Annotated in this window: 9 protein-coding genes and 1 tRNA gene; all 10 read left to right on the plus strand. The window is 59.4% G+C overall.

The genetic code is table 11. The annotated features are described in order from the left end of the window. The first annotated feature begins 6 nt into the window (after positions 1-6). The 10 genes from coaD to rpsB all read left to right on the plus strand — a co-directional run bounded on the left by coaD (position 7) and on the right by rpsB (position 13,056). Positions 7-513 (plus strand): pantetheine-phosphate adenylyltransferase, encoded by a 507-nt coding sequence (gene coaD, locus BW995_RS15265; RefSeq protein ID WP_076401250.1) that lies wholly within the window; start codon positions 7-9, stop codon positions 511-513. Positions 514-659: 146 nt separating this feature from the next. Further along, positions 660-1,172 carry a peptidylprolyl isomerase gene (locus BW995_RS15270; RefSeq protein ID WP_245821483.1) on the plus strand — a complete coding sequence of 171 codons (513 nt, stop codon included), beginning with the start codon at positions 660-662 and terminating at the stop codon, positions 1,170-1,172. A gap of 135 nt (positions 1,173-1,307) precedes the next feature. Next, positions 1,308-1,383 (plus strand) — tRNA-Lys (locus BW995_RS15275). 397 nt (positions 1,384-1,780) lie between these two features. Continuing rightward, a complete protein-coding gene (gene proS / locus BW995_RS15280) occupies positions 1,781-3,094 on the plus strand; it encodes a proline--tRNA ligase (protein ID WP_076401252.1) in 1,314 nt (437 codons plus the stop codon). Positions 3,095-3,256: 162 nt separating this feature from the next. Then, positions 3,257-4,504, plus strand: a complete 1,248-nt coding sequence (locus BW995_RS15285; RefSeq protein ID WP_076401339.1) for a lipoprotein-releasing ABC transporter permease subunit — start codon at positions 3,257-3,259, stop codon at positions 4,502-4,504. 10 nt (positions 4,505-4,514) lie between these two features. Then, complete coding sequence (locus BW995_RS15290) at positions 4,515-5,204, plus strand: ABC transporter ATP-binding protein (RefSeq protein ID WP_139332943.1); 690 nt, start codon at positions 4,515-4,517, stop codon at positions 5,202-5,204. A 166-nt stretch (positions 5,205-5,370) separates the two neighbouring features. Then, the gene (locus BW995_RS15295; protein ID WP_175617092.1) at positions 5,371-6,471 is read left to right on the plus strand and encodes an EndoU domain-containing protein; all 1,101 of its coding nucleotides are present in this window, start codon (positions 5,371-5,373) and stop codon (positions 6,469-6,471) included. Between the two features lie 75 nt (positions 6,472-6,546). After that, positions 6,547-10,032 (plus strand): DNA polymerase III subunit alpha, encoded by a 3,486-nt coding sequence (dnaE, locus tag BW995_RS15300; protein WP_084194892.1) that lies wholly within the window; start codon positions 6,547-6,549, stop codon positions 10,030-10,032. 13 nt (positions 10,033-10,045) lie between these two features. Next, positions 10,046-12,031 carry a methyl-accepting chemotaxis protein gene (locus BW995_RS15305; RefSeq protein WP_076401255.1) on the plus strand — a complete coding sequence of 662 codons (1,986 nt, stop codon included), beginning with the start codon at positions 10,046-10,048 and terminating at the stop codon, positions 12,029-12,031. 251 nt (positions 12,032-12,282) lie between these two features. After that, complete coding sequence (gene rpsB, locus BW995_RS15310) at positions 12,283-13,056, plus strand: 30S ribosomal protein S2 (RefSeq protein WP_076401256.1); 774 nt, start codon at positions 12,283-12,285, stop codon at positions 13,054-13,056.

Below are 13,056 nucleotides of genomic sequence, written 5' to 3' on the forward strand. Positions count from 1 at the left end.
GCATGAATGGTCGAGCGTATTGGCGTCTATCCGGGAACTTTTGACCCGATTACCAACGGGCATCTGGATATCATCCAGCGGGCGGCAAAAATGCTCGACCATCTGGTGGTCGGGGTGGCAATCAACGCCGGAAAGGGGCCGCTGTTCAATCTGGAAGAGCGGGTTGCCCTGACCCGGGAAGCCATTGCCACCCTGCCAGTCAACGGTACCCGCATCGACGTGAAACCCTTTGAGGGTTTACTGATGGATTTCGCCGCCGAACAGCACGCCCGCGTGGTGGTTCGCGGGCTGCGGGCAGTGTCGGATTTCGAATATGAATTCCAGATGGCCGGAATGAATGCCCGCCTCAATCCGACCATCGAAACCGTTTTCCTGATGGCCTCGGAACGCTGCCAGTTCATTTCTTCGCGCTTTGTGAAGGAGATCGGGCGACTGGGGGGCAACATCGACAGTTTTGTGACCGTTGGGGTCAAGGCGGCGTTGCTGAAGCGTTTTGCCGAGCAGGCAGAGTGATCTTTACCGGGGTCCGTTGCGGTATGCCCTGTTAAACTCATCGAGTTTGTGCGAAAAAAACCGTCAGCCGTTTTTTGCGCGCAATCCTCGAAGAGGGCGAAATGCCTAAATTCCTGAAATTCCTCCTGGTTGGAGTATTGTTTCTGATGAGCACTGTCACCGAAGCCCCTGCGGCCCAAAAGGACGATCTGGAAAACACCCTGTACATGGACCTGAGCTATGGTCGTGTGGTGATCCGTATGCGTCCCGATCTTGCTCCGGCACATGTGGCCCGGATCAAGGAACTGACCCGTCAGGGGTTCTATGATGGCGTGGTGTTCCACCGTGTGATCTCGGGCTTTATGGCTCAGGGTGGCGATCCGACCGGCACCGGTACCGGTGGTTCGGGCAAGAAGATTCCGGCGGAATTCTCCAAGACCGCCAAGCACCATCGCGGCACCGTGTCGATGGCCCGCGCCCAGGACCCGAATTCCGCCGACAGCCAGTTCTTCATCTGCTTTGAAGACGCTTCATTCCTCGATGGCCAGTACACCATTTGGGGCGAAGTGACCTCGGGCATGGAATTCGTCGATCAAATCAAAAAGGGCACCGGTGCCAACGGTATGGTCGCCTATCCCGACAAGATCGTGAAGATGCAGGTTGCCGCCGACGCGAAGTAAGGCGTCGTCTGGTGTTGGGGGCGTACCGCTGAAAAAAGTACCCGATCCGAAAATAATATGTTGACGGATCATGGTCTTCCAAGTATGGTGCGCCTCCCGACGCCGAGGAGGTCAAATAAACTCTCCGGTGGGTATGATCTCGTAGCTCAGTTGGTAGAGCAGCTGACTTTTAATCAGCGGGTCGCGCGTTCGAGTCGCGCCGAGATCACCATTCAAAAAAGCCGCCAATCCAATGGGTTGGCGGCTTTTTTATCGTTCGTCGACAGGGCGATAAAAAAAACAGGATCATGGAGCGCTGCTCCATACCTCGCCGGGGCCTTGAGGCCCCGGACCCCATTGATTTGATATTGAAAGAAAGAATGGGGGTTCGGGGCCTCAGGCCCCGAGCGGTGCAGGCGGCAGCCTGCTTCTTTCTTTCAACTGCGCGCCCTGATGGCCTGATTTTCCCCGTCGCATCGCTTATGTGAAAAACCGGTTTCCACTTTTTCACACGATGCCTGATTTTTCCCGTCGCATCGCTTATGTGAAAAACCGGTTTCCACTTTTTCACACGATGCTCTAAAGTCCCCCGCACGTTGTCTCACCGATAAAGAGCTAGGGTTCGCCGAATGCGTCTGTCCCGCTACTTCCTGCCCGTCCTTAAGGAAACCCCCGCCGACGCGCAAATTGTGTCGCACCGTCTGATGCTGCGCGCGGGCCTGATCCGCCAGCATACTGCCGGGATTTACAACTGGTTGCCGCTGGGCTATCGCGTTCTGCGCAAGATCGAGCAGATCGTGCGCGAAGAACAGGACCGTTCGGGTGCGGTCGAAATTCTGATGCCGACCGTGCAGTCGGCGGACCTGTGGCGTGAGTCGGGCCGTTACGAAGACTACGGCAAGGAAATGCTGCGCATTGTGGACCGCCACGAACGCGACATGCTGTACGGGCCGACCCACGAAGAAGTGGTGACCGACCTGTTCCGCTCGATTGCGCGCTCCTACAAGGACTTGCCGCGCAACCTGTATCAGATTCAGTGGAAGTTCCGCGACGAAGTGCGCCCGCGCTTTGGGGTGATGCGAGGCCGTGAATTCCTGATGAAGGACGCCTACTCCTTTGATCTGGACGAAGCCGGTGCCCGCCGCGCTTACAACAAGATGTTCGTGGCCTATCTGAATACCTTTGCCCGTCTGGGAGTGAAGGCCATTCCGATGCGTGCCGCCACCGGCCCGATTGGCGGCAACCTGTCGCACGAATTCCTGATCCTGGCCGAAACCGGCGAAAGCGGCGTGTTCGTGCACAAGGGCGTGCTGGACAAGACCGTTCCGGCGGATGTCGATTTTGATGGCGACCTGCAGCCGATCGTTGACGACTGGACCAGCCTGTACGCTGCCACCGACGAAATGCACGAGGAAGGCGCTGGCGCCGAGCTGGGCGACGATCTGGTCTCCGCGCGTGGCATCGAAGTCGGCCATATTTTCTACTTTGGCACCAAGTACTCCAAGCCGATGGGCTGCACGGTGGCCGGGCCGGATGGCGCGCCGGTGGATGTCCACATGGGCTCGTATGGCATCGGCGTGTCGCGTCTGGTGGGGGCGATCATCGAAGCCTGCCATGACGAGGCCGGGATCGTGTGGCCGGAAGAGGTTGCTCCGTTCAAGGTTGGCCTGATCAACCTGAAGTCGGGTGCGGCGGAAACCGATGCGGTTTGCGAAGACCTGTACGCCAAGCTGGAAAAGGCTGGTGTGGACGTGCTGTACGACGACCGCGCCGATGAACGGGCCGGGGCGAAGTTTGCCACCATGGACCTGATTGGTCTGCCGTGGCAGGTGATCGTCGGGCCGAAGGGCGTCGCCGCTGGCGTTGCCGAGTTGAAGAATCGTGCCACTGGCGAGCGTGTTGAACTGTCGTTCGATGCGATTTTGGCCAGGCTGGCTGGTTGATAGCATGATACGGCACCCCTTTCGGGCCATGTTTGGTCCGGAAGGGGTTTTGTCTTTGCGATATGCGCTGCGCCGCATTTTTGACGCAAAGAGCCTCTATTGAGCATTCGACAGGCCCGTGTGGCCGTCTGTTTTTTTATCCAGATAACTCCAGGGGGAATGATGGCCTTTGACGCCTTTGAGCGGATGATGGCTTGGCGCTATCTGCGTGCCCGCCGTAAAGAGGGGTTCGTGTCGGTGATCGCCGGGTTTTCCCTGTTGGGGATTGGCCTGGGCGTGGCGACACTGATCATTGTGATGGCAGTGATGAACGGCTTTCGTCAGGAGCTGATCGGTCGCATTCTGGGGCTGAATGGCCACCTGTCGGTCTATGAAGCCAGCGGCACCATGCCCGACTATCCAAAGCTGATCGCGCCGCTGTCGTCCATTGAAGGCGTGGTGTCGGTTGCTCCGGTGGTCGAGGGGCAGGTGATGGCCTCGGCCAATGGCGCGGCTGGCGGGGCTTTGGTGCGCGGGATGCATGCCGAAGACCTGCAACGGCGGGCCACCATTGCCGATCACATCGTTGACGGGTCACTGAAGAACCTGCAGGGCGACGATGTGGTGATGATCGGCCAGCGGATGGCGCAACGCTATGGTTTGCAGGTCGGCAGTCAGATCAGCCTGATTTCGCCCAAGGGCAATGTGACGGCCTTTGGCTCGGTGCCTCGGGTGCGGTCCTATACCGTGGCGGCGATTTTCAATGTCGGGATGTATGAATACGATTCCAGCTTTATCTACATGCCGTTGGAAGCCGCGCAGACCTATTTCCGCATGGACGGTGGCATCAGCCATCTGGAAGTGATGGTCAAGGAAGCCGAACGGCTGGCGCCGGTGATCCGGGCGATCCAGAGCAAGGTGGGATCACGCTATCTCGCCAATGACTGGACCCAGTCCAATTCCAGCTTCTTTAACGCGTTGCAGGTTGAACGCAACGTGATGTTCCTGATCCTGACCCTGATCATTCTGGTGGCGGCGTTCAACATCATCTCGGGCCTGATCATGCTGGTGAAGGACAAGGGGCGCGACATCGCCATTTTGCGCACCATGGGGGCATCGCGTGGCTCGGTGATGCGGATTTTCTTTCTGGCCGGGGCCAGTGTCGGCGTGTTTGGAACCCTGTTCGGGGTAACGCTGGGGCTGGCATTCGCGGAAAACATCGAAGTCATTCGCCAGTTCCTGCAGGGGCTGACCGGACGCGAGCTGTTCTCGGCGGAAATCTATTTCCTGTCGACCATGCCGGCCAAGGTTGATTACAGCGAAGTCCTGTCGGTGGTGGGAATGGCGGTTGGCCTCAGTCTGGCGGCGACGCTCTATCCGTCTTGGCGGGCGGCCCGCCTCGATCCGGTGGAGGCGCTGCGCTATGAGTGAGGGACAGGCAATGAACGCAATCGCGCTCGATCTGGGGGGGGTCTGGCGGCGGTTCCCGCAGGGGGCCGGGACGCTGGATGTTCTGCGCGGGGTAAACCTGACCATTGCCCGTGGCGAGATCGTCGCGCTGGTCGGGCCGTCGGGGGCCGGGAAGTCAACCCTGTTGCACATCGCCGGGCTGCTGGAGCCGCCGACCGAAGGGCGGGTGATGATCGGGGGTCAGCAGGCCAACGGTCTGGACGATGCCCAGCGGACGCTGTTGCGGCGGGCGCATCTGGGCTTTGTCTATCAGTATCACCACCTGTTGCCGGAATTTTCGGCGGTGGAAAACGTGATCCTGCCGCAGATGATCGCCGGTGTCTCGCGGGGGGCGGCGCGCAAGCGGGCGGTTTCCCTGCTGGAAAGTATGGGGCTGGCGGCGCGTATTGACCACCGTCCCGGACAATTGTCGGGCGGTGAGCAGCAGCGTGTGGCGATTTGCCGGGCGCTGGCCAACAAACCGGCCCTGCTGCTGGCCGACGAGCCGACCGGCAATCTGGACCCCAATACCTCGGAGACTGTTTTCGCCGAGTTGCTGCGGTTGGTGCGGGATGAAGGGTTGTCGGCCCTGATTGCCACCCATAACCCCGAGTTGGCGCGCCGGATGGACCGGATGGTGACCTTGCGCGATGGTCTGGTGTGCGAGGTTTCGCCTGCCTGACGGGCGAAAAAAGGGGAGATGGGCTACATTTTAGGGAGCCTTCTCTTGTCTGCACTCTGGGGGTGTGTTTCACTCCCCGCCCGGTATGGAAATAACGTGCGGGGAGTGTAAAATGGGTGTATTTTTCCGTAACTGCTCTTATAAATTGCTTTTGAGCGGTGTGGTGATGGCTGCTTTGGGCAGCCACGCCGCCAATGCCGAAGTTGGTGAAACGGGAACCTTGACCGCAACCACCGCCTGCGAGGCCTATAGCAGCAAAAACACCAAAGCCAATCCCGGCAACGTGCTGCTGGAAGTCGGCAAGGCCTATAAAGTCAGTGGCCGCAATGCGACCGGTGGTGAATGGCTGCATATCTCGGTTGACGGCGTGGAAACGCCACGCCGGTGGGTCAATCAGAGCTGCGGCACGCTGGTGGTGCAGGCGCAGGAGCCTGCTTCTGCTCCGGCCTCTGGCGAGCAAAAGGCCGCAGATGCCAAGCCCGCCGGGCAAAAACCCGCCGAACCACAAAAAGAGCCAAAGTCCGCCGCCGACGAGGCAAAGAAGTCCGATGCGCCCAAGCCGACCTTTGCGCCGTTCTTTGACAGCGTGGCACAGACCCCGGTGGATGACACCCCGGCGGTTCCAACCCTCAGTGCCTTTGATGCGGCAATCCTGACCATCTGTGGCCCGTGGGACAGCACGCCGCAGGCCAAGGACTTTGAAAGCGCCCTGCTGACGGTGTTCCCGGAACAACTCTCTGCCATTCAGAAGGCGGTCGGCGGTGGCCTGACCACGCCGAACGCACCGACCGCGACCTTTGCGCAGGAACTGACGGCGGCATGGTTTGACAACAAGGCGTTCAAGCATGTCTTCTGCGGCGAGCCGAACAAGAAATCGTTGGGCGGTCTGCATTTCGAGGGGCGCTATCTGCAGGCCCAGCGCGCCGGTTGGGCGGGGCGGCTGGACGGCCCGCAGTGTGACAAGGGCGAGGTGAAGGCTCCGGTCTACAGTGTTGGGGTGTCTTTCCTGACCCCCGACGGCGGGGCGGAAAAGGCTTGCCCGAAAAGCTATGTGCATGGCGAGGGGGCGCTTGACATCCTTATCCATGGCACTCAAGCTTTGAAAGCTGCTCGAAACTGGGCAAAGCCAGAAGATAAATCTGCATGTGTCGCTAATATCAGCACGACACAAGGCGATTATGCGGCTTTGCTGGTTATTAAGAAGCAGGCTGTTGTCACATTCTATCCGGTGGCTTCCCCCAGCACCAAGGAACGCTCCTGCCAGTAATGTGTCAGGAAAAAAAAGGTGGAGGGAAGTCACGTCCTCCGCCTTTTTTGTGGGCGGGTCTGCGATGAAAGCATCATGAGCTACGCAAACTTTGTCCATCTGCGCGTCCACACGGCCTATTCGATGTCCGAAGGGGCCATTGCGACCAAAAAAATCGGCAAAATGTGTAAAGAGATGGCCATGCCTGCGGTGGCCATCACCGATACGCGCAACCTGTTTGCGGGCCTTGAATTTTCGACCATGGTGGCAGGGGAAGGCGTGCAGCCGATCGTTGGCTGTCAGGTTTCTCTACAGCAGGAGGTGGGTGAGGCTCCGCGCGGGTTTGGCAATCGCGATGCCCGTGGTCCTGAACCCGATGATCTGGTGCTGTTGTGCCAGAATGATGCCGGTTATCGCAATCTGCTGAAGCTGGTGTCCTCGGCCTATATGGAGACACTGGGGCACGAAACCCCGCACATTACCTGGGATCAGCTGGCGGCGTACAATGACGGGCTGTTGTGCCTGACCGGCGGGGTGTCCGGCCCGATTGGCCGCTTGCTGCTGGCCGGACAGAAAGACGAGGCCCAGGCTGCGCTGGCACGGCTTAAGGCGTTATTTCCCAAACGACTGTACGTCGAAATTCAGCGTCATGATTTGCCGGACGAAGACCGCATTGAAGGCGATCTGATCGATCTGGCCTATAAACTCGATATCCCGCTGGTGGCGACCAACGATTGCTATTATCCCGACGCCGGGATGTACGAAGCCCATGATGTGCTGATCTGCATGGCGCAAAAGGCGACGCTAAGCCAGAATGACCGCCGCCGCCTGACGCCGTATCATTATTTCCGCTCGCCGGAGGAAATGCGCGAGCTGTTCAAGGACCTGCCCGAAGCGGTCGACAATACGATGGTGATTGCGCAGCGCTGCGCGTTCATGGTCGAAAAGATCAACCCGATCCTGCCGCGCTCGGCCCGTGCGGCGGAGCTGTCCGAAGAAGAGACCCTGCGCAAGATGGCCGAAGACGGCCTGAAATTCCGCCTGAAGACGCAAGTCTACAGGGAGGAGATGCCGCAGGAAGAACGCGATGCCCTCGCCAAAAGCTATTGGGAACGGCTGGAATTCGAGCTGGGTGTGATCATTCAGATGGGGTTCCCCGGCTATTTCATCATCGTGGCCGACTTCATCCAGTGGGCCAAGGATCATGATATCCCGGTGGGGCCGGGCCGTGGCTCGGGGGCAGGGTCGCTGGTGGCGTGGGCGCTGACCATTACCGACCTTGATCCGCTGCGCTTTCAGTTGCTGTTCGAACGCTTCCTGAACCCGGAACGCGTGTCGATGCCTGACTTTGACGTCGATTTCTGTCAGGAACGTCGCGAAGAGGTGATCCAGTACGTGCAGGGTGCCTATGGTGTTGATCGCGTGGCGCAGATCATCACCTTTGGAAAGCTGCAGGCGCGGGCGGTGTTGCGCTCGGTTGGGCGTGTGCTGGAAATGCCGCTGGGCTACGTGGACAAAATCTGCAAGATGGTCCCCAACAACCCGGCCAACCCGGTGACGCTGAAGGAAGCCATCGAGCAGGAACCGCAGCTTCAGGCCCTGCGTGACAGTGACCCCAACGTGGCTCAGTTGCTGTCGATCGGGCAAAAGCTGGAAGGTCTGTACTCGCACGCCTCGACCCACGCCGCCGGGGTGGTGATCGGTGATCGGCCACTGAACGAGCTGGTCCCGCTGTACCGCGACCCCAATTCCGACATGCCGGTGACCCAGTTCAACATGAAATGGGTGGAATCTGCCGGGTTGGTGAAATTCGACTTCCTCGGCCTGAAAACCCTGTCGGTGTTGCAGGAAGCGGTGCGGTTGCTGAAACTGCGCGATATCCACATCGATCTGACCCGTGTGCCGCTGGACGATGCGCCCTCCTATGAAATGCTGGCCCGTGGCGATACCGCCGGGGTGTTCCAGCTGGAATCACAGGGGATGCGCGACGTTCTGACCAAGCTGAAACCTGACTGTCTGGAAGACATCATCGCCGTGGTGGCCCTGTATCGTCCAGGGCCGATGGATAACATCCCGTCCTACATCGCCCGTAAAAAGGGCGACGAGGTGGTGGATTACATGCACCCGGACCTGGAGCCGATCCTGAAGGAAACCTACGGGATCATGATCTATCAGGAACAGGTGATGCAGGCCGCGCAGGCTCTGGCGGGCTATTCGCTTGGCGGCGCTGACTTGCTGCGTCGCGCGATGGGGAAAAAGATCAAGGAGGAAATGGACAAGCAGCGCGAGATGTTCGAGGACGGCTGTGAGTCCCGGGGGACACCGCGCAAACGTGCCGCTGAAATCTTTGACACCATCGCCAAGTTTGCCGGCTACGGCTTCAACAAGTCGCACGCGGCCGCCTATGCGCTGGTGGCCTATCATACCGCCTATCTGAAGGCCAATTATCCGGTCGAGTTCATGGCGGCGATCATGACCTACGACTTGCAGAACACCGACAAGCTGGCCGGGTTCAAGGCCGAATTGCAGCGCCTGAAACTGCCGTTGCTGCCGCCGGATGTCAGTGCCTCAGAGGTGCGGTTCTCGGTTGAATTCAGCGATGCCTATCCCAAGGGAGCGGTGCGCTATGCGCTGGCGGCGGTGAAGGGTGTTGGCGAAGCGGCGATGGCCGGGCTGGTGAAGGAACGGGAAAAGGGCGGACGGTTCGTTTCGTTGCATGATTTCGCCAAACGCATCGACCCCAAGACGGTCAACAAGCGCATTCTGGAAAACCTGGCGCGGGCCGGGGCGTTCGACACGCTGCATCCCGATCGGGCCGAGGTGTTCAACGGCATTGAAGCCCTGATGAAGTATGCGCAGGCGGCCTCCGAAGAACGGTTATCGGCGCAGGTTTCGCTGTTTGGGGGGGCTGACGATACGCCAAAGTTCACCCTGCCGCGTCTGGAACGCCCGTGGACCAAGACCGAGATGCTGAACGAAGAACGTGCCGCCATCGGCTTTTTCCTGTCGGCTCATCCTCTGGACAGCTATGCCACTACCCTTGAGCGCCTGTCGGTGGTGAAGTCATCGGATTTGGTGACCTATTTGCGCAATGGCGGGCAATCGCCGGTGAAAATGGCGGCGATTGTCGGTGGGCGTAAGGAAAAGGTCGGCAAGAACGGCTCTCGCTATGCTTTTGTCTCCCTGTCGGATGCCGGGGGGGCCTATGAAGCGATGTTCTTCTCCGAAGTCCTCAATGCCTCGCGTGAGCAGCTGGATTCCGGTCAGGCCTTGTTGATCACCATTGACGCCCGTCTGGATGGCGAGCAGTTGCGGTTGGGTGGCCAGCATGTCGAATATCTCGACGATGCGGTGTCAAAAGCGACGAAAAAAGTGATGGTTTACTTTTCTGATGAACGGGCCGTCCCCACGTTAAGGCAGATCATCAGCCAGGATGGCCGGGGGCATGGTCGCATTGTTCTGGTCGCTTGCAATGCGGCTCAGGAAGTGGAAATACAACTCAACGAAGGCTTCCAGTTGGCTGGTGCAACCATTGGGGCTTTGAAAGATGCGCCTGGGGTGATAAACGTGCGGGAAGTATAATGCCCGAATAAAGATGTCATGTCTGATTCATCTGGGGGTGCTGATGCGGTTTACGATCAAGGTGAAACTGGCTTTGGTGGCGGTCATTGTCGCTGTTGCCATGGGTGCGCTTGCTGTCGGGGCTTTGTATACAAACCACACGCTGTCTGATGCGCTGAATGAACGTGGACAGCGTGATGCCGAGGCACAGATTTTTGCCGACATGAACCTGGTCATCAACGACATACAACTGGCGGCAATGGATACGCTGGTTGATGCCGACGAAAAGGTGATCCACCCCGACCGGATGAAGATCATGGTCGATGGCGCCGACTTTCTGGGCAAGAATGTCGATAAGCTACAGGCCCGGGCGACCACCCCTGAGGAAGTCGAGCTGGCGAAGACCTTTGCTGCCAAGGTCGAGACCTACACTGCCATTGCCACCACGCGTCTGCCGTCGGCCATTCGGCGGGGCAACCAGATGGTTCTGGGGGTCATTGACGATGACATGGACAAGGTCTCGGGCGAGTTGTCGGAAATTCTGGACACCTTTCGGCAAAAGGTGATTGCCGATCGTGAAAAGTCAGCCCAGTTTACTTTGGACACCTTGTCAGCAGCCAGTACCGCCGTTTCGATCATTGCCGGGGGGAGCCTGCTGGTGGTGGTCGTGACTTTAGGGCTGATCTCCTTGTCGATCATTCGTCCGGTGAATGCCCTGTCGCAAGCGATGCGGGCGCTGGCGAACAAGGAGCAGAACGTCTCCATTCCGGCCACCGGCAAACGCGATGAAATCGGCGACATGGCCCGCTCGGCGGCGACGCTGAAGGAAAGTGTCGACGAAGCATTCCGCCTGAAGCAAATGGTCGATGTCCAGCCCGCCCGCGTCATGTTGTGTGAGCCTGACGGGCTGACCATTACCTATGCCAACAACGCCGCCAAGGAAATCCTGCAGCGGTTCGGTGACCGTCTGGGCTGTGCTGCCGAGGATGTGATTGGCCGCCCGGTGATGTCGTTTCACAAGAACGGCGACTTCGTCCGCAAGATTTTGGGCGATCCGTCAAAACTGCCTTACAAGGGCAAGTTCACCATGGCCGGGATCACCATCGAGAACTACGTCAGTCCGATCTATGACGCCCGGGGTGACTATCTGGGGCCGATGCTGAACTGGGATGATGTGACCAAGTACGTCGCCATGGCCGATGACTTTGAAAAGCAGGTGCGGGTGATTGCGCGGAATGTCAAGGACGCTGCCCAGTCACTGGAAGACGCCGCACAGGAAATGACCCAAAGTTCGGTTGATACGGTCCAGCGAACGGATGCCGCGGCGCAGGCGGCCGGAATGGCCAATGCCAGTGTGCAGACGGTGGCCTCGGCGGCCGAGGAACTGAGCGCGTCAATCGAAGAAATTGCACGCAATGTGGCACAGGCTTCGGTCATTACCCAACAGGCTGTCGGGCAGGCTGAACGGACATCGAACAACATTCAGGGGCTGGAACAGGCCTCTCACCGCATTGGAGAGGTGGTGAACCTGATCACCGATATTGCCAATCAGACCAATCTGCTGGCGTTGAATGCCACCATCGAGGCCGCTCGCGCCGGGGATGCGGGCAAGGGCTTTGCGGTGGTGGCCAACGAGGTCAAGAATCTGGCCAGCCAGACGGCCCGCGCAACGGGTGAAATTTCGTCGCAGATCTCGGAGATCCAGCAGGCAACAGCGGTGGCGGTGGAGGATATTGCGGCGATCACCACGGTGATTGCGGAAATCAGCACCATTTCTGAAACCATCGCGCAAACGGTTGAACAGCAAGGTGCGGCAACGCGGGAAATCAGCCACAGCGTACAGCAGGCGGCTGAAGGAACGATGGAAGTGACCGCAGACATGGAGCAAATGTCGTCGTCGGTGTCGCGGGTCAAGCATGTCTCGGAAGGGGTGCTGGGGTCTGCGTCGGAACTGACCCGGCAGGCCGAGGCGCTGGGGGGTGAGGTTGACCGCTTCCTTGATGTGATTCGCAATACCTGACCGGCTGCCGGACCATGCCGCCAGCGGGTGTTTTTTCCTGCTGGCGGGGGTGTCTGGTTGATGAAAATGCATTTGACCCCCAACTGTCACACATCAGGGCTTGCCTTCGCGATCAAGCGAGGTTAAAAGGCGGCCCATGAAACAACGCACGCGGGCTGCGGCCGTCTGTCCTTATGGCAGCGTCCATCCGGTGCCGGGAATGGTCCCGGTCACTTGTCCCGCGGAGGCATAACCGGAAAAGGTTTAAAGACATGGCTCTTCCGTCTTTTAGCATGCGTCAACTGGTCGAAGCTGGCTGCCACTTCGGTCACAACACCCGCCGCTGGAACCCGCGCATGGCGCCGTTCCTGTACGGCGTGCGTGACGGCGTGCACATCATCGACCTGCAGCAGACCGTTCCGATGCTGCACCGCGCCATGGAAAAGGTGCGCGAAGTGACCGCCGCCGGTGGTCGCGTGCTGTTCGTCGGCACCAAGCGCCAGGCTCAGGACATCATTGCTGAATCCGCCCGCAAGTGCGGCCAGTACTACGTCAACCACCGTTGGCTGGGCGGCATGCTCACCAACTGGAAGACCATCTCGCTGTCGATCAAGCGTCTGCGCGAGCTGGAAGAGCTGCTGGGCAGCGGTGAAGTGCGCGGGCTGACCAAGAAGGAACAGCTGAACCTGACCCGCGAAATGGACAAGCTGGAACGCGCTCTGGGCGGCATCAAGGAAATGGGCGGCCTGCCGGACGTTCTGTTCATCATTGACGTCTGCAAGGAATCGCTGGCCGTTCAGGAAGCCAACAAGCTGGGTATCCCGGTGATCGGCGTGCTGGACTCCAACGCCAACCCGTCGGGCATCGACTTCCCGGTTCCGGGTAACGACGATGCCATCCGCGCCATCAAGGCCTACTGCGACCTGATGGCCGGTTCGGTTCTGGACGGCATTCAGGCCCAGATGTCGGCCGCCGGTGTGGATCTGGGTGCTGCCGAGCACACCCCGGTTGAAGCCGCTGTTGCCGAAACCGAACAGACCGCCTAA

The sequence above is a fragment of the Insolitispirillum peregrinum genome (assembly GCF_900156605.1).
Lineage (GTDB): Bacteria > Pseudomonadota > Alphaproteobacteria > Rhodospirillales > Rhodospirillaceae > Insolitispirillum > Insolitispirillum peregrinum.